The sequence below is a fragment of the Microbacterium aurantiacum genome, from assembly GCF_002872075.1.
Taxonomy (GTDB): domain Bacteria; phylum Actinomycetota; class Actinomycetes; order Actinomycetales; family Microbacteriaceae; genus Microbacterium; species Microbacterium aurantiacum_A.
Genome location: NZ_PGGU01000016.1, coordinates 217008 through 232169, shown reverse-complemented (window position 1 = coordinate 232169; position 15162 = coordinate 217008). Strand labels below are relative to the sequence as shown.

At 69.4% G+C, this 15162-nt stretch carries 18 protein-coding genes; 9 read left to right on the top strand and 9 right to left on the bottom strand.

Going from position 1 to position 15162, the window contains the following annotated elements; genetic code table 11:
* Positions 1–17: 17 nt before the first annotated feature.
* The 3 genes from CUR96_RS11880 to CUR96_RS11870 form a co-directional block, all read right to left on the bottom strand.
* Positions 18–1469: a catalase gene (locus CUR96_RS11880; protein ID WP_102193523.1), complete on the bottom strand. Its 1452-nt coding sequence runs from the start codon at positions 1467–1469 to the stop codon at positions 18–20.
* Positions 1470–1534: 65 nt separating this feature from the next.
* Positions 1535–1957: a Fur family transcriptional regulator gene (locus CUR96_RS11875; protein WP_102193522.1), complete on the bottom strand. Its 423-nt coding sequence runs from the start codon at positions 1955–1957 to the stop codon at positions 1535–1537.
* A 63-nt stretch (positions 1958–2020) separates the two neighbouring features.
* Complete coding sequence (locus CUR96_RS11870) at positions 2021–2935, bottom strand: J domain-containing protein (protein WP_102193521.1); 915 nt, start codon at positions 2933–2935, stop codon at positions 2021–2023.
* A gap of 192 nt (positions 2936–3127) precedes the next feature.
* Between CUR96_RS11870 and CUR96_RS11865 the strand changes: the two genes are divergently transcribed.
* The 3 genes from CUR96_RS11865 to CUR96_RS11855 all read left to right on the top strand — a co-directional run bounded on the left by CUR96_RS11865 (position 3128) and on the right by CUR96_RS11855 (position 5749).
* Positions 3128–4600, top strand: a complete 1473-nt coding sequence (locus CUR96_RS11865; RefSeq protein ID WP_102193520.1) for an MATE family efflux transporter — start codon at positions 3128–3130, stop codon at positions 4598–4600.
* Positions 4601–4702: 102 nt separating this feature from the next.
* On the top strand, positions 4703–5143 hold the full coding sequence (locus tag CUR96_RS11860; RefSeq protein WP_102193519.1) for a hypothetical protein: 441 nt from the start codon (positions 4703–4705) through the stop codon (positions 5141–5143).
* Between the two features lie 183 nt (positions 5144–5326).
* Positions 5327–5749, top strand: a complete 423-nt coding sequence (locus CUR96_RS11855) for a hypothetical protein (RefSeq protein WP_146008157.1) — start codon at positions 5327–5329, stop codon at positions 5747–5749.
* A gap of 28 nt (positions 5750–5777) precedes the next feature.
* Here the strand turns inward: CUR96_RS11855 and CUR96_RS11850 are convergent, their stop codons facing one another.
* Entirely contained in the window at positions 5778–6257 is a 480-nt protein-coding gene (locus CUR96_RS11850; RefSeq protein WP_102193517.1) for an Lrp/AsnC family transcriptional regulator, read from the bottom strand.
* Positions 6258–6372: 115 nt separating this feature from the next.
* Here CUR96_RS11850 and CUR96_RS11845 point away from each other — a divergent pair, with 115 nt between their 5' ends.
* On the top strand, positions 6373–7602 hold the full coding sequence (locus CUR96_RS11845) for a trans-sulfuration enzyme family protein (RefSeq protein WP_102193516.1): 1230 nt from the start codon (positions 6373–6375) through the stop codon (positions 7600–7602).
* A 10-nt stretch (positions 7603–7612) separates the two neighbouring features.
* Here the strand turns inward: CUR96_RS11845 and CUR96_RS11840 are convergent, their stop codons facing one another.
* The 3 genes from CUR96_RS11840 to CUR96_RS11830 are packed head-to-tail and all read right to left on the bottom strand — an operon-like array spanning position 7613 to position 10079.
* Positions 7613–8467 (bottom strand): metal ABC transporter permease, encoded by an 855-nt coding sequence (locus tag CUR96_RS11840; RefSeq protein WP_102193515.1) that lies wholly within the window; start codon positions 8465–8467, stop codon positions 7613–7615.
* The gene (locus tag CUR96_RS11835) at positions 8464–9204 is read right to left on the bottom strand and encodes a metal ABC transporter ATP-binding protein (RefSeq protein WP_102193514.1); all 741 of its coding nucleotides are present in this window, start codon (positions 9202–9204) and stop codon (positions 8464–8466) included. The genes CUR96_RS11840 and CUR96_RS11835 overlap by 4 nt, the downstream gene beginning before the upstream one ends.
* On the bottom strand, positions 9201–10079 hold the full coding sequence (locus CUR96_RS11830) for a metal ABC transporter substrate-binding protein (RefSeq protein WP_245861305.1): 879 nt from the start codon (positions 10077–10079) through the stop codon (positions 9201–9203). Before CUR96_RS11830 ends, CUR96_RS11835 begins: the two co-directional genes overlap by 4 nt.
* 152 nt (positions 10080–10231) lie before the next feature.
* Here CUR96_RS11830 and CUR96_RS11825 point away from each other — a divergent pair, with 152 nt between their 5' ends.
* Positions 10232–10876: a ClpP family protease gene (locus CUR96_RS11825; RefSeq protein ID WP_102193512.1), complete on the top strand. Its 645-nt coding sequence runs from the start codon at positions 10232–10234 to the stop codon at positions 10874–10876.
* Positions 10873–11469: a ClpP family protease gene (locus CUR96_RS11820; RefSeq protein WP_102193511.1), complete on the top strand. Its 597-nt coding sequence runs from the start codon at positions 10873–10875 to the stop codon at positions 11467–11469. Before CUR96_RS11825 ends, CUR96_RS11820 begins: the two co-directional genes overlap by 4 nt.
* 115 nt (positions 11470–11584) lie before the next feature.
* On the opposite strand, the gene CUR96_RS11815 is transcribed toward CUR96_RS11820, so the two are convergent.
* A complete protein-coding gene (locus tag CUR96_RS11815; protein WP_102193510.1) occupies positions 11585–11923 on the bottom strand; it encodes a helix-turn-helix domain-containing protein in 339 nt (112 codons plus the stop codon).
* 114 nt (positions 11924–12037) lie between these two features.
* On the opposite strand from CUR96_RS11815, the gene CUR96_RS11810 reads away from it, so the two are divergent.
* Positions 12038–12874 carry a sulfurtransferase gene (locus CUR96_RS11810; protein ID WP_102193509.1) on the top strand — a complete coding sequence of 279 codons (837 nt, stop codon included), beginning with the start codon at positions 12038–12040 and terminating at the stop codon, positions 12872–12874.
* Positions 12875–12883: 9 nt separating this feature from the next.
* Here CUR96_RS11810 and CUR96_RS11805 read toward each other — a convergent pair whose 3' ends face one another.
* Positions 12884–13795: a hypothetical protein gene (locus CUR96_RS11805; RefSeq protein WP_102193508.1), complete on the bottom strand. Its 912-nt coding sequence runs from the start codon at positions 13793–13795 to the stop codon at positions 12884–12886.
* A gap of 333 nt (positions 13796–14128) precedes the next feature.
* Here CUR96_RS11805 and CUR96_RS11800 point away from each other — a divergent pair, with 333 nt between their 5' ends.
* Positions 14129–14791 (top strand): acyl-CoA synthetase, encoded by a 663-nt coding sequence (locus CUR96_RS11800; RefSeq protein ID WP_102193507.1) that lies wholly within the window; start codon positions 14129–14131, stop codon positions 14789–14791.
* Positions 14788–15144, top strand: coding sequence for a hypothetical protein (locus CUR96_RS11795; RefSeq protein WP_102193506.1), 357 nt, complete (start codon positions 14788–14790; stop codon positions 15142–15144). Before CUR96_RS11800 ends, CUR96_RS11795 begins: the two co-directional genes overlap by 4 nt.
* Positions 15145–15162: the final 18 nt, after the last annotated feature.

The window sequence follows — 15162 nt, the reverse complement described above, 5'->3', positions numbered from 1 at the left end:
TCTCGATGTCGTGAAGGTCAGACCGCGGCGCGGAGGGACTCTCCGAGCGCGGCATCCACGTTCGTCCAGTACTGGAAGAAGCGCTCGCGGATCTCGGGGATCGTGATCGACCGACCCTGGCCGGTGAGCGTCTCGAGGAAGCGGGCACGCTGTTCATCGTCGAAGACCACGCGGTACAGGGTTCCGGCCTGACCGAAGTCGTCGTCGTCGAGGTGCAGGGTCGCCGCCGAGCGCATCAGCTCGCCGTCGGACTCCCAGCTCGCCTCGACGCCCGCTGCGGGGTCGGCGACCGGACCGCCGGCGGCGCCGAACGAGTTCGGCGTGTACACGCGGTGCTCGGCGGGGTTCGCCTTGTACTGCATCTGGCCCTCGTGCATGTAGTTGCGCACCTCGGCCGCGTGCGGCTGGTTCACCGGCAGTTGGTTGTAGTTGGCCCCGATGCGGTAGCGCTGGGCATCCGCGTAGGCGAAGACACGAGCCATCAGCATCTTGTCCGGCGAGATGCCGGTGCCCGGAACCTGGTTGCCGGGCGAGAAGGCGGCCTGCTCGATGTCGGCGAAGAAGTTCTGCGGGTTGCGGTTCAGCGTGAAGGTGCCGACCTTGATGCGCGGGTAGTCCTTCTTCGACCACGTCTTGGTGAGGTCGAACGGGTTGAAGCGGTAGTCCTTGGCCTCTTCGTACGGCATGACCTGCACGTAGACGTCCCACGAGGGGTGCTCGCCCCTGTCGATCGCGTCGAACAGATCGCGGCGGTAGAAGTCGGCATCCGATCCGGCCAGCTGCTGGGCCTCGTCGGCGCCCATGCTCTCCACACCCTGGTGGGAGAGGAAGTGGTACTGCACCCAGAAGCGCTCGCCTGCGGCGTTCACCCACTGGTAGGTGTGCGAACCGTAGCCGTTCATGTGCCGCCAGCTGCGGGGGAGGCCGCGGTCTCCCATGAGGTAGGTCACCTGGTGGGCGGTCTCCGGAGAGAGCGTCCAGAAGTCCCATTGCATGTCGGAGTTGCGCAGTCCGGAGTCGCCGAGGCGCTTCTGGGAGTGGATGAAGTCCGGGAACTTCATCGCGTCGCGCAGGAAGAACGTCGGGGTGTTGTTGCCGACGATGTCGAGGTTGCCCTCGGGCGTGTAGAAGCGCAGCGCGAAGCCGCGCACGTCGCGCCAGGTGTCGGGGGAGCCCTGCTCGCCGGCGACCGAGGAGAAGCGCAGCAGCGTCTCGCTCACCGCTCCCGGCTGGAACGCCGCGGCGCGCGTGTACGCGGAGACGTCCTCCGTCACCGTGAACTCGCCGAAGGCGCCGCCGCCCTTGGCGTGCGGGTTGCGCTCCGGCACACGCTCGCGGTTGAACGAGGCGAGCTTCTCGACGAGGTAGCGGTCGTGCAGGACGGTGGGGCCGTCGGCCCCGACGGTCAGCGAATGCGCATCGCTGGCGACCGGGGTGCCGGTCTGGGTGGTCGTGGACGGTTCGGTCATGTACTTCTCCTTCTGCGCACGGGGCGACGCTCGCTCCATCTGTGGACGGGACCGAGCGGGGGATGCTACCGTGCGGCGTTCTGGCAACTGGGACAGACGCCCCAGAAGGTGACTTCGGCTGTCTGGACGGTGAATCCCCCCGTCTCGGAGGGGATGAGGCACGGTGCAGCGCCGACCACGCAGTCCACATCGCCGACCGCACCGCAGTGGGTGCAGACGACGTGGTGGTGGTTGTCGCCGGTGCGCCGTTCGTAGAGCGCTGCGGAGCCCGCCGGTTCGATCCGTCGGATCAGCCCCGCCGTCGTCAGGTCCGCAAGGATGTTGTGCACCGACTGGATCGACGTCGTCGGAAGCACGTCGGACACGGTGCGGTAGACCCGCTCCGCATCCGTGTGTGCCATGGAGTCCAGTGCCTCGAGCACGGCGACCCGGCCCGCGGTCGCCCGAAGGCCGGCGTCGTGCAACACCGCGCCGAGGTCTGTCTCCATGCCCTCACGCTAACACCGGTTGTTTTGAATAGCTAAAAATACCTGGCCGGGCGCGAGTCCGGCTCAGACGAAGCGCACCGTCTGCTGCAGGCGCGTGCGCACGTCGAAGAGCTCGTTGCCGCCGATCGCCCGTGCGCCGGGTACGCCCTGGCGGAGCACCATGGCCAGAGCGCTGCGGCGCACGACGACGACGGGCACTCCGCGGATGCTGCCCATCGGCGTGACCGCCTGGGCGAGGTCGTCGTCGGGGAGCACGATGATCGCGCCCCCGAAGCGCACCTTCGCGGCGCGGGAGACCACGCGCAACCGGGCCAGAAGGGTGGTGACGGGCGCCCGGTGACCGAGGCTGGGGCCGGTGATCTCGCCGCGACGGAAGCCGACGATCCCGCCGAAGTCCTCCGACATCACGCCGTACAGACCGGACGGGCTGAGCACGACATGGTCGAGCTTGTCCTCGAGATCCGTCCCCGCTGCGACGTCGTGCCAGACGGTGAAGCCCATGCCGAGGTCGGCGACCGTGCGGGCTGTCGCCTCTTCGGCGAGCGCGTCGGCGAGCAGCCGGCGCAGCTCGCGCGGAGCCTGCCGAACCAGTGCGGGATCGTACGGGTCGGGCACCTCGACTCCGTGGCCCGCCCACTCGCGGATGAGCGTGAGATAGCGCTCGCGGCGCCATCCGCCCGGGTGCCCGTACGAGCGGGCGCGCGGACGAGTATCGGTGCGGGCGGCCGGAGGCCGCCATCCGCTCCACTCGCTCTTGTCGGCGAAGCCATGACCGCGGTCGTACGCGGCCCGCCCCTCCGGCGTGCCGACGAGCTCCCAGGCGTACTGCACCTGGATGAACACCGCCGCATCACCGCCGGTGTCGGGGTGGGTCTGACGCATCCGCAAGCGGTAAGCGCGCCGCAACTCGTCGTGGTCGACCGTGGGCGCGACGCCGAGCACCTCGTACGCCGAGGCGGAGAGCGGACTGTCGAACATCGCTCTCCTTCCGACCGCGGGACCCAGGATATCCCGCGGATCGAGGCGAAAGCCGTGAGCGATCAGCCGGGAAAGGGATCATTCGGCAAGAAAGGGGATGCGCTGCGCCGAATCGTTTCGATAAAGTGTCGGGAGGCACCCGCGCGATGCCCCGTCCTCGATCCGCATCCGAGTCCTGCGAGCCGCTCCCTCATGGCCACCTCCCTCACCACGGGCCGCCCGTGGCGTGTCATCCTGTCCTTCTCCGTTCCGCTCCTCATCGGCAACGTCGTCCAGCAGCTGTACCAGTTCGCCGACGCCATCGTCGTCGGACGGCACCTCGGCGTGGACTCCCTCGCCGCCGTCGGCGCGACCGGCAGCCTGCTGTTCCTGCTGCTCGGCTTCGCCTGGGGCCTGACCAGCGGTTTCGCCATCCCGATCGCCCAGGCCTTCGGCGCGGGCGACGAGACGGCGGTGCGCCGATCCGTCGCGACGGGCGTGCTGCTCACGGGCATCACGAGCGTGGTGCTGACGATCATCGCCCCGCTGATCTCCGAGTCGACGCTGGTGCTGCTGCAGACGCCGGAGGAACTCCTCGCGGAGGCGACCGTCTTCACCCAGATCAGCTTCATCGGAGCCGGGGCGACGATGTTCTTCAACTTCCTCTCCGCGATCATCCGGGCGATCGGCGACTCGCGCACGCCACTGGTGTTCCTCACCGTGTCGTGCGCCCTGAACGTCGGTCTCGTCGTGCTGATGGTCGGTCCGCTCGGATGGGGAGTGGCCGGGGCGGCGCTGGCGACCGTCGTCGCGCAGGCCGTGTCGGTGCTGCTGTGCCTCGAGTTCGTGCGGCGGCGGCTGCCCATGCTGCATCTGCGGCGCGACGACTGGCGCGTCACCCGCGCGGATGTCGCCGAGCATCTCCGGCTCGGACTGCCGATGGGCTTCCAGGCGTCGATCATCGCGATCGGCACGCTCGCCGTGCAGGTCGCGCTGAACACTCTCGGCACCGACGCGATCGCCGCGTACACGACAGCCGCTCGCGTCGACAGCCTCGCGGTGGCCTTCCTCTCGTCGATCGGTCTCGCGATGTCGATGTACGCCGCACAGAACCTCGGCGGGCGTCGTCCTGACCGCATCCGCCGCGGCGTGATCGAGGCGACGTGGATCGCCGTCGGCACCGGCGTTCTGCTCGGCGTGCTGCTCATCGCGTTCGGCGTGCCGATGGTGCGCCTGTTCATCGGGGACGGCTCCGACGACGTCGTCGAACTCGCGCACTTCATGCTGATCGTCAACGGATGCGGCTACTGGGCGCTGGGCCTGCTCTTCGTGCTCCGTGGCGCCTTGCAGGGACTCGGCCACACACTCGTGCCCACGGTCACCGGCGTGATCGAGCTCGTGATGCGCGTCGGAGCCGCCGTCGTCCTCGGCGCGATGATCGGGTTCTCCGGCGTCGCACTGAGCAATCCGCTGGCCTGGCTCGGCGCGATCGTGCTGCTCGTGCCGGCATACATCCGTGCGCATCACGACCTCGGACGGATGGCGGTCGATCCGGTCGAGGCGACCGAGACCTCGGCGATCGCGATCGTCGGCCCGGTGGACGGATCGATGGTGGTGGATGCCGTCCTCACGCAGCCCACGCGGACCATCCGCCGATCCCGGCTGCGCCTTCTGAATCGCCGCTGAACAATCCGTCACGGTTGAGGAACATCCCCCTTCAGGAGGATGCCGGAGCCGGTTGCGGTCCGTAGTCTGAGAGTGCGGAGATTCCGCTGACGGGGGGTCGTCATGACGTCATCGATGTGGGTCAATGACCTGGCGCAGGTACTGGTGCCGATCGGAGTGGCCGGAGCCGTGCTGGCCGGGCTGTGCGCGGTGATCGCGGCTTTCGCGATCGTCCGGGGTGCGGGCGGGCTGTGCGCAGGAGCGGTGGGGGTGTGGATCCCGGGTGTCATCCTCAGTTCCACGTCGTCGTTCGCCGGCCTGTGGCTTCCATTGCAGCTGTCCGTCTTCGCGCTGGCCGTGGGTCTGGTCGGCGGCGGGATCATCCGCGCGGTCGTGAGTGCGACGGCGCCGCGGCGGGCTCTGACGCGCGCAGCGCGCGCCGAGGTGCGGGATGCCGCGCGCGTCGCCGCAGATGCGCGGATCGCCGCCGTCCCCGCGAAGTCTGCGGCCGGTGCGATCACGGTGTCCCCGCTCGCCCAGCAGAGTCCGGCTCGCGCGGCCTGACGGCCCGCTCGGATGCGGCGCGTGTGCGCCGCCATCTGCGAGAGCGGGTCCATCGCGCTCGTCAAGCCCCTTGGCGCGAAGATCCTCCTCGAGGATGATGCCGATGGAACCGGAGAGGGATGCCGGGAGCGGTCGTCCGTTCCTAGCCTCGAAGGAGCGGAAGAGCCGCGGATCGGGGATCCCATGACGACATTGACTGTGGCGAATGCGCTGGCGGCGATTCTGGTGCCGCTCGGAATCGCCGGGGCCGCGCTGGCGGCTGTCTGCGCGGTCGTCGCCGGTATCGCCATCGTGCGCGGATCCGCGGAACTGTGTGCCGGCGGAGTCGCCCTCTGGATCCCCAGCGCGCTGCTCAGCTGTACGGCACTCTTCGCGCACCAATGGCTGCCGCTGCTCGCCGCCGGCGCCGCTCTCGCCGTGATGCTCGTGCTCGGCGGCGCGGTCCGCGCGATCATGAACGTCGTTCGGCATGGGGCGTCGGCTTCCACCTCCGATCGTGCGGTCTCGAACGCGCCGGCAACGGTGACGCGTCCTGCCGTCGGCACGGCCACGCCCACGGCATCCACCGGAACGATCGCCCTGGGCCGCCCGGCAGCCGCATCCTGACCGGGTTGCTACGGGAGTCGCCAGCCGTTCACCGCGGCAGCAGCCCGCTGCCGTCACGCAGCTCGAACACGAGCTGCGTCTCGGTGCCGCGCACGACCGGGTGGACCGTGATGTGCTCGAGCACGATGTCGCGCAGCGCCGTGGCATCCTGCACCGCCACATGCACCAGGAAGTCATCGACGCCGGCGACATGGAACACCTGCAGCACCCGGGGGATGCTCGCCAGTGCGTCGAACAGGGCGATGACCTTGGGGCCGGTGTGATTCGCGAGGCGCACCTTGATGATCGCCTGGAGCGGGAAGCCGAGCGCCGCCTCGTCGACACGGATGCGGGTGTCGCGGATGATGCCGCGCGTGCGGAGCGCCCGCACCCGATGCGCGCAGGTCGACTCGGCGAGTCCGAGCCGATGCGCCAGTGCCTTGTTCGTGATGTCCGCGTCACGGGTGAGGGCGGCGAGCAGCTCCAGGTCGATCTCGTCGAGGGCGGTTCCGGCCTCTTGCGATTTCATCAACTCGTGGTGCCCCGATCCCGTGGATGTTGCACAGAATAGCAATCTCCCAGGCGGAATCGGCGAAGTCTGCCGATTTGGCCCATTCTCATTGCGATTCCGGCAACGTGGAGGGATGACTGCACCGCTGCATCCCGACACCGTCGCCGTCCACAGCGGCCGTTCCGACCTCGAGGGTCTGGGCGTGCACGCGCTGCCGATCGATCTGTCGACGACGAATCCGCTCCCCGATATCGAGCGGGGCGGCGACTCGTATGAGGCGATGGCGACCGGTGGCCGCCCGCCGGCAGACGGCAGCATGGTCTACGCCCGCCTCTGGAACCCCACGGTCGCGCGCTTCGAGGAGGCGCTCGCCGAACTCGAGCACGCCGAGGCATCCGTCGCGTTCTCCTCCGGCATGGCTGCTATGACCGCGGTGATCCTCTCGCAGTGCGCGGCCACCGGCAACCGGCACGTCGTCGCGGTCCGCCCGCTCTACGGTGGCACCGATCACCTGCTCGGCTCCGGCCTGCTGGGTGTGGAGACCACGTACTGCCGGCCGGACGAGGTCGCCGCATCCGTCCGAGCCGACACCGGCCTGGTCGTCGTGGAGACGCCGGCGAACCCGACCCTCGAGCTCACCGACATCGCGTCGGTCGTCGCGCAGGCGGGCGCGGTGCCGGTGGTCGTCGACAACACCTTCGCGACGCCGGTGCTGCAGAACCCGATCGACTTCGGCGCGGCGATGTCGCTGCACAGCGCGACCAAGTACCTGGGCGGGCACGGCGACGTCATCGCCGGCGTCGTCGCGTGCAGCGAGGAGACGGCCGAGGCGCTGCGCCGGGTGCGGGCGGTGACCGGCGGGCTGCTGCATCCACTCGGTGCCTACCTGCTGCACCGCGGACTCACGACCCTGCCGGTGCGGATGCGTCAGCAGCAGGAGAACGCGCGGCGGATCGTGCAGTGGCTGATCGACCGCCCCGAGGTCGCCGAGGTGTTCTACCCGGGCCTCGACGGCGACCCGCACGGGATCGTCGCCCGGCAGATGCGCGGCACCGGCGCGATGATCGCGATGCGGCTCAGTGGCGGTTACGCGGCGGCGAGCGCCATCGCATCGGCGGTGGGGCTGTTCACCCACGCGGTCTCGCTCGGCGGCGTGGACTCGCTGATCCAGCATCCCGCCGCCCTCACGCACCGCCCGGTTCCCCCGGAGGCTCGGCCCGCCGCCGATGTGCTGCGCCTCTCCATCGGCCTGGAGAACGTCGACGACCTCATCGCCGATCTGCGTCAGGCGTTCGAAGCCGTCGTGGCGGGACGGGATGCCGAGTCATCCGTCCCGGTGGAGGAGCTGCACGCGACCCGCTGAACTTCGGGGGTCAGCGCCGTCGCGCGCGCAGGAGGCGCTTGCCGATCACGCCCTGCCGCGGGCTGAACAGGTAGACCAGACCGAAGACGACACCCTGAACGACGACGACCAGCCCGCCGGAGGCGGCGTCGATCCAGTAGCTGAGGTAGATGCCGATCACGCTCGACACCGCCGACATGATCGGTGCGATCACCAGCATCCGTCCGAACCTGTCGGTGAGCAGGTAAGCCGTGGCACCGGGGATGATGAGCATCGCCACCACCAGCACCACGCCGACGACCTGCAGTGCGACGACCGACGTGAGCGCCAGCACGCCGAGGAGGAGCGCGCCGAGGATCTTCGGGGAGAGGCCGATCGCGAAGGCGTGCGTGGGGTCGAACGCATAGAGGGTGAGGTCGCGCCGCTTCACGATGAGAACGGTGAACGCGATCGCCGCCAGGATGCTGATCTGCACGAGGTCTGCGACGGAGACCCCGAGGATGTTCCCGAAGATGATGTGGTTCAGGTCGGTCTGGCTCGGCGTGACCGAGATCAGCACCAGGCCCAGGGCGAACAGAGTCGTGAAGACGATGCCGATCGCGGCATCCTCCTTGATCCGGCTCGTGCCGCGGATGAGACCGATGAGCGCGACCGCGAGGAATCCGAAGACGAGGGCGCCGAGCGCGAACGGGGCGCCGAAGATGTAGGCGAGCACGACACCCGGCAGCACGGAGTGCGAGACGGCATCGCCCATCAGCGACCAGCCCACGAGCACCAGCCAGCAGGAGAGGAGGGCGCAGACGATCGCGGCGATCACCGTCGTCACGAGGGCACGCACCATGAAGTCGTACTGGAGCGGTTCCATGAGGAGGTCGAGGATGCTCATGCGGCACCACCCTCGGCAGGATCCTCGAGCCCGAACGCTCGGGCGAGATTTGCCGGCAGCAGGGCCTCTTCCACGGAGCCGTGCATGATCACGCGGTGCAGCAGCAGCACCGCCTCGTCGGCGAGCGACGGCAGCGCGTGCAGATCGTGCGTCGAGACGAAGACCGTCTGGCCCGCGGCTGCCAGCTCCCGCAGCAGGCGCACGATCGTCGCCTCCGAGCGCTTGTCCACGCCCGCGAACGGCTCGTCGAGCAGCAGGATATCGGCTTCCTGCGCGATCCCGCGGGCGACGAATGCGCGCTTGCGCTGCCCGCCCGAGAGCTGGCCGATCTGACGATCCGCCAGTGCCGTCAGCTCGACGCGCTCCAGCGCCTCGTCGACCGCGACGCGATCGGCCGGCCTCGTCCGGCGGGTGAATCCCTGGCGGCCGTACCGCCCCATCATCACGACATCCCGGACCGAGACGGGGAACGCCCAGTCGACGTCTTCGCTCTGCGGCACGTATCCGATCAGTCCGCGCCGGCGTGCGGTGGCCGCGTCGACGCCGTCGAGCAGCACGCTGCCGGTGCTGGGGCGGATCATGCCGACGATCGTCTTGAAGAGCGTGGACTTGCCCGATCCGTTCATGCCGATGAGCCCGGTGACGCGGCCGGCTTCGACGGTGAGCGAGACGTCGTCGAGGGCGAGCACGTCGCCGTAGCGGACCGTCGTGCCGCGCACCTCGATCGCGGAGCTCACGGGGTGCCCCCGGTCAGGGCGTCGATGATGGTCTTCGCGTCGTGCCGGATCAGGTCGAGGTAGGTGGGAACGGGGCCGTCGGGCTCGGAGAGCGAGTCGACGTAGAGCGTGCCGCCGAACTCGGCCCCGGTCGCCTCGACGACCTGCCGCATCGGCTTGTCCGACACCGTGGACTCGCAGAACACCGCCGGAACGTCGTTCTCCTTCACGAACTCGATCGTGCCGGCGATCTGCTGCGGCGTCGCCTGCTGCTCGGCGTTCACCGCCCAGATGTACGCCTCGGTGAGCCCGGCGTCGCGGGCGAGGTACGAGAACGCCCCCTCGCAGGTCACCAGGGCGCGCTGGCTCGCCGGCAGCTGGGAGAGTTCGCTCACCAACTGGTCCTGCACCTCCTGCAGCTGCGCCTTGTACGCCTCGGCGTTGGCGGCGAAGTCGTCGGCGTGAGCAGGGTCGAGTTCGCTGAACGCCTCGGCCATGTTGTCGGCGTACAGCTGCACGTTCACCGGGCTCATCCAGGCGTGCGGGTTGGGCTTTCCCGCATAGCTGTCCTCGGTGATGTCGATCGGGTCGACGCCGTCGGACACGACCACGTGCGGCACATCGACGGAGTCGACGAACTGGGCGAACCACACCTCGAGGTTCAGTCCGTTGTCGAGGATGAGGTCGGCGTCGGTGGCCTTGCGGATATCGCCGGGCGTCGGCTCGTAGCCGTGGATCTCGGCCCCTGGCTTGGTGATCGACTGCACGACGAGGTGTTCGCCGGCGATGTTCTCGGCGATGTCGGCGAGCACCGTGAAGGTCGTCAGGACGACGGGCCGCCCGTCGGACGCGTCGGGCTCGCTGTTGCCGCAGCCCGCGAGGGCGAGAGCGCCCAGTGCGGAAAGGGCGACGATCACTCGACGGGCGGAATTTTTAGGCACACCGAAAACATACCAGCGGATGCTCCGCATCGGGCGGACTGCTCAGAGCAGAACAGCTGAGAGCAGATCCCGCCCCGCTCGCCCGCCGAGCCGCGCACGATGAGGTCATGAGCGAAGAGCATCCTGTCCCGCAGTTCGGCCCCGAGGCCCGCCGTGCCCTGTTCCACGAGCGCGTGCTCGTGCTGGACGGAGCACTCGACGACGACAACGGCACGCTGCTGATGACGCAGCTGCTCGCGCTCGCCGCCGAGGACGCCACGGCCGACATCGCCCTCTGGATCCACTCGCCCGGCGGCTCGGTGCCGTCGATGCTGGCGATCCGCGACATCATGCGGCTCATCCCGAACGACGTCGCGACCCTCGCGCTCGGCCTCGCGTGCAGCGCCGGACAGTTCCTGCTCTCGGCGGGCACTCCGGGCAAGCGCCGGGCGCTACCGCACGCGCGCATCCTCATGCATCAGGGTTCGGCGGGCATCGGCGGATCCGCCGTGGAGATCGAGGCGCAGGCCGACGATCTGCGTCACATGCGCGACACCGTGCTGGGTCTCATCTCCGACGACACCGGGCAGCCGATCGAGCGCATCTTCGAGGACTCCCTGCACGACCGCTGGTACACGTCGGTCCAGGCGCGGGAGTACGGATTCATCGACGAGATCGTCACCTCGATCGAAGGCGTCATGCCGCGCCGACGCGCGCGGGTCGGACTGGGAACGGATGCTGCGGCATCCGCCCCGAAGGGAGCGAAGTCATGAGCAGCTACACGATTCCGAACGTCATCGCCCAGCATCCGCGCGGCGAACGCATCATGGACGTCTACTCGCACCTGCTCGCCGAGCGCGTCATCTACCTCGGCACCGGCATCGACGCCGGCGTCGCGAACGCGCTGATCGCGCAACTGCTGCATCTCGACGCCGACAGCCCGGAGTCCGGCATCCAGTTCTACATCAACAGCGAGGGCGGTGACCCGGGCGCGGCCCTTGCGATCTACGACACCATGCAGCACATCCGCCCGGCGGTGGCGACGACGTGCGTCGGGCAGGCGATCGGGCCTGCGGCGCTGCTCGTCGCATCCGGCGCGCCGGGTCAGCGGGCGGCCCTCGCACACGCCAGGATCGTGTTGCACCAGCCCGCCGGTCAGTCGCGCGGTGCGATCCCCGACCTCATCCTCGCCGCCGACGAGGTGGTGCGGGTGCGCGCCGACATGGAGGAGATCCTCGCCAGGCACAGCGGCCGCTCGCTCGCCGAGCTGCGCACCGACACCGATCGCGACCGGGTGTTCGCGGCATCCGCGGCGCTCGAGTACGGACTCATCGACAGTGTGCTGGGGGAGCGGACCGCGCCCTGAGCCTGTGCGACCTGCAGGGTCGGATCACGGATGCATGACGAAACGCCGTGATTCGGTCCTGCAGATGTGCATCGGTCCTGCAGGTGGCACGCGGAAAGGCTGATGCCGGGGCGAGTCAGGCCGCGAGGGCGAAGGCGCCTCGGCCGGCCGAGACGGCGGCGGATGCCAGAGCAGAACGCAGCTCATCGGCCACGGCGCTGGTCAGCTCGATGAGCGACGTCTCCAGCGCCCCGCTGATCGCGGCGATCATCTCGCTCGACGGCTCTTTCAATCCGCGCTCGACCTCGGAGAGGTACTGCGGCGAGACTCCCGCCTTCTCGGCGGTCTCGGTGAGCGTCTCTTCGCGTTCATGGCGACGTCGGCGCAGCTGGTCGCCGAGCAGCTGGCGCCACAGCGGCTCGGGGTCGGTCGCCTTCGGGCGGGGGGTGCGCGGGAGGTGCAGGAGCTCGGCCATGCCCCACGGTAACGCCGCGTCCTTCGCGGTCTCCAGCGGTTCTGCTCAGAGCAGAACGGGTCGGCTGCTCGCCGCTCGACAGATCGTGACCACCGCCGCCGGTAGCCTCGCATCATGAAGAATTTGCTGAGCGTCGACGAGCTGATCGCACTGCAGGCGGAGGGTGCCTCGGTACGTCTGATCGATGTGCGCTGGCGGCTGGACCGCCCGGACGGGCACGAGGACTATCTCGCCGGACACCTCCCGGGCGCGGTCTATGTGCCGCTCGACACGGAGCTCTCCACCCACGGCCGCGCCGACGAGGGGCGGCATCCGCTGCCGTCGACGGCCACCCTGCAGGCGGCGACGCGCCGCTGGGGCATCCATTCCGGAGACCTCGTCGTGGCGTATGACGACGCGAAGGGCATCTCCGCGGCACGCGCGTGGTGGCTGCTCCGCCAGGCGGGCATCGACATCCGGGTGCTCGACGGCGGGCTCCGCGCCTGGACCGCGGCGGGATACGAACTCAGCACGGACGATGTGATTCCGGAGCCCGGCGACGTCGTGCTCGATGAGATCGGCGCCGGCGCGCTCTCGATCGACGAAGCCGCCGCGTTCCCGGCATCCGGAGTGCTCCTCGACGTGCGCGCCGCTGAGCGCTTTCGCGGCGAGACGGAGCCGCTCGACCCGCAGGCGGGACACATCCCAGGTGCCAAGAGCCTCCCGACGCTGCGCCATCTGGATGCCGAGGGCAAGGTGCTCGATGTCGAGACGCTCCGCACCACCCTCGCCGAGGCCGGCGTGACCGCGGGTACGCCGGTCGCCGCCTACTGCGGGTCGGGCGTCACCGCCGCGCACACGGCACTGGTCCTCGCCGAGGCCGGGATCGACGCGAAGGTGTTCCCGGGTTCGTGGAGCCAGTGGTCGAACACGCCGGGCCGCCCCGTCGCGACCGGATCCGAACCCGGCTGAGGGCCGACCTCACTCCCTCGAACCGTAGCCCCAACGCAGCTCCACTGCCCCCGGCCCGAACGCGCGGTGCACCAGGTGCACCGACCCTCCGCGGTCCACGGACACGGGGGTGACCACGGCTCCACCGGGCGTCTCCACTCGCTCCTCGCACCAGTACGGGAGCGCATCCGGATGGAAACGGATCCAGAGAAGAAGCTCGCGGCACTGCCGGCTGACGGCATAACCGGATTCGCGGGTCGGCGGATACCCCGGCGGATACGTGATCGACCATTCGACGATCGTCGTCTCGGGCGCGGTGATCGGCGCATCCAGTTCGAACAGACCGCCGTGCACCTGACCGCTCGGGTGCGAGTAGAGCGCTCCCAGATGCCCGCCCGCGACCGCGGTGAGGCGCGGGGCCGGTGCGTCGATGCCCGGAGTCATCTCCAGGAAGGGAATCGCGCGGGTTGTTCCCACGGTCGCCTGCACGATGCTCCGGATGCTCGACACGGCGACGTTCCCATCGGGCCCCACATCGGTGACGGAATGCGTCGTCACCTCGCGGGAGGTGTTCGGGTAGGGAACGCCGAACGCGGCGTACGCGTCCGTGACCGCGCGCTCGACATCGATCGTCCCCAGGGGAAAGCGGGCCGACCCGACCGGACCCGTCCGGTGGCTGCGTCCGAGCAGCCCGGTGAGCGCGCCGTGTTCGAGGTCGAGCAGCGACTCGATGTCGGAGAGTGCGGCGACGGACTGCGCACCCTCGGGCCGCCGTGCGCCGGAACGCCAGTAGCTCAGCGTCGCCATCGACACGGTGTTCCCGCGCTCTCGGAGCCGCTCGTGCAACCATGCCAGCGTCACGCGGCGGGCGTTGATGGCATCACGGAGAGCAGATGCGATCCGCTCGGATCCCGGACCCAGGTGATCCTCTTCGATCTTCATCACAGACCCCCTCCGGTATGTGAAGAATTCCCCTTTACAGTGAGCATACGACCGCATGGGCGCCTCTTGGGGATGAGGTGGCGAAGTGGGGTCAACAGGCTGTACCCGAAGCAGGGAGGGGCTCGATCCTGCGGAGGACCTCGGCCTGACGCAGTGAACCCCCACGCTGCGAAACCTGATTGAGGCCCGGCGGTGATTCTGGGGAGATCCGCCGGGCCTCATCACTCCCGTGAGGCGGCAGGACGGAGCGTCCACCGTCGCCCGCAGCGCGGCGCTCCGGGTTCGGCACCCCGCGTAGACTGGGGGGAACACCCCGGAGGATCCTGGATCGTCATGTCTGCCCCTGCTCGCACCTTCACCGTGCGCAACGTACAGCTGATTCGTGCACTGTTCGCGGCGGCCGCAGCTTTGATGATCACGTTCTCGCCTGACCACTCGGCGGCCGTCGGTCTGTCGGTCTTCAGCGGCTTCGCGTTCGTCAGCGCGTTCGTCCTCGTGCTCGCGGCCTGGCTCGCCGTCCCCGCCGGCTCCCGGTGGTCGTACCTGCTGCTCGCCGCGCTCGGATTCGCGGCCGGCATGCTCAGCGGCATCCCGCCCTGGCGCAGCGACGACCTGTTCTTCGCCGTCGTCAGCGCTTGGGCCCTGATCACCGGCGGCATCGAACTGCTCGCCGGCATCCGCGCCCGACGCATCGACGACCCGACCGCGCGCGACTCGATCACCGTCGGCGCCTTCGGCATCCTGCTCGGCATCCTGCTCCTGCTCATCCCCGCCGGGCTCGTGCAGGAGTACTCGATCGAGAGCGCCGGAACGTTCGAACTCACCGGCATCATCCTCGGCGTCGGGATGCTCGGCGCCTACGCGGCCATCGTCGCGGTCTTCCTCGGCATCGCCGGGCTCAGCCCCCGCGGCCAGGACACAGCGGTGGATGCCGGCATCACCGAACCCGACCAGAGCGCGACGCCGGCAGCGGCGGATCGCGGAGGAGAGCGATGAGCGACGAGAAGCCCACCCGTCGGGACATCCTGCGACCGCTGCATCTGCTCGGCATCGCCCTCGCCTGCGGCATCTTCGCGATGGTCGTGACCCTCGTCTCGACCGGCGCCTTCACCGCACGGGTGAACGCGGCGATCGCCGCCGGCACCTATGACGGACTCACCCCGATCGCGCTCGGCCTCGTCGTCGGCGGCGGCGCATTCATCGCCACCCTGCTGATCCTGGCGATGCTGATCCTCGCCGTCGACCCGGCCGAGGTCACGAAGACGGTCGATCGTCCCGTGCTGTTCGACAAAGAGCCGGCCGACGGCGCGGATGACGTGAACCCCGGGGGCGCTGCGCCGCGCGCATAGTAGCCCCCCGTGCGTGAA

Bases quoted from the DNA above. Each gene is read 5' to 3' on its own strand.
- CUR96_RS11845 (WP_102193516.1), top strand. From the start codon at position 6,373: ATGACTGCACCGCTGCATCCCGACACCGTCGCCGTCCACAGCGGCCGT.
- CUR96_RS11825 (WP_102193512.1), top strand. From the start codon at position 10,232: ATGAGCGAAGAGCATCCTGTCCCGCAGTTCGGCCCCGAGGCCCGCCGT.
- CUR96_RS11795 (WP_102193506.1), top strand. From the start codon at position 14,788: ATGAGCGACGAGAAGCCCACCCGTCGGGACATCCTGCGACCGCTGCAT.
- CUR96_RS11850 (WP_102193517.1), bottom strand. From the start codon at position 6,257: ATGAAATCGCAAGAGGCCGGAACCGCCCTCGACGAGATCGACCTGGAG.
- CUR96_RS11860 (WP_102193519.1), top strand. From the start codon at position 4,703: ATGACGTCATCGATGTGGGTCAATGACCTGGCGCAGGTACTGGTGCCG.
- CUR96_RS11855 (WP_146008157.1), top strand. From the start codon at position 5,327: ATGACGACATTGACTGTGGCGAATGCGCTGGCGGCGATTCTGGTGCCG.
- CUR96_RS11810 (WP_102193509.1), top strand. From the start codon at position 12,038: ATGAAGAATTTGCTGAGCGTCGACGAGCTGATCGCACTGCAGGCGGAG.
- CUR96_RS11820 (WP_102193511.1), top strand. From the start codon at position 10,873: ATGAGCAGCTACACGATTCCGAACGTCATCGCCCAGCATCCGCGCGGC.
- CUR96_RS11800 (WP_102193507.1), top strand. From the start codon at position 14,129: ATGTCTGCCCCTGCTCGCACCTTCACCGTGCGCAACGTACAGCTGATT.
- CUR96_RS11840 (WP_102193515.1), bottom strand. From the start codon at position 8,467: ATGAGCATCCTCGACCTCCTCATGGAACCGCTCCAGTACGACTTCATG.
- CUR96_RS11865 (WP_102193520.1), top strand. From the start codon at position 3,128: ATGGCCACCTCCCTCACCACGGGCCGCCCGTGGCGTGTCATCCTGTCC.
- CUR96_RS11880 (WP_102193523.1), bottom strand. From the start codon at position 1,469: ATGACCGAACCGTCCACGACCACCCAGACCGGCACCCCGGTCGCCAGC.
- CUR96_RS11870 (WP_102193521.1), bottom strand. From the start codon at position 2,935: ATGTTCGACAGTCCGCTCTCCGCCTCGGCGTACGAGGTGCTCGGCGTC.
- CUR96_RS11875 (WP_102193522.1), bottom strand. From the start codon at position 1,957: ATGGAGACAGACCTCGGCGCGGTGTTGCACGACGCCGGCCTTCGGGCG.
- CUR96_RS11815 (WP_102193510.1), bottom strand. From the start codon at position 11,923: ATGGCCGAGCTCCTGCACCTCCCGCGCACCCCCCGCCCGAAGGCGACC.
- CUR96_RS11805 (WP_102193508.1), bottom strand. From the start codon at position 13,795: ATGAAGATCGAAGAGGATCACCTGGGTCCGGGATCCGAGCGGATCGCA.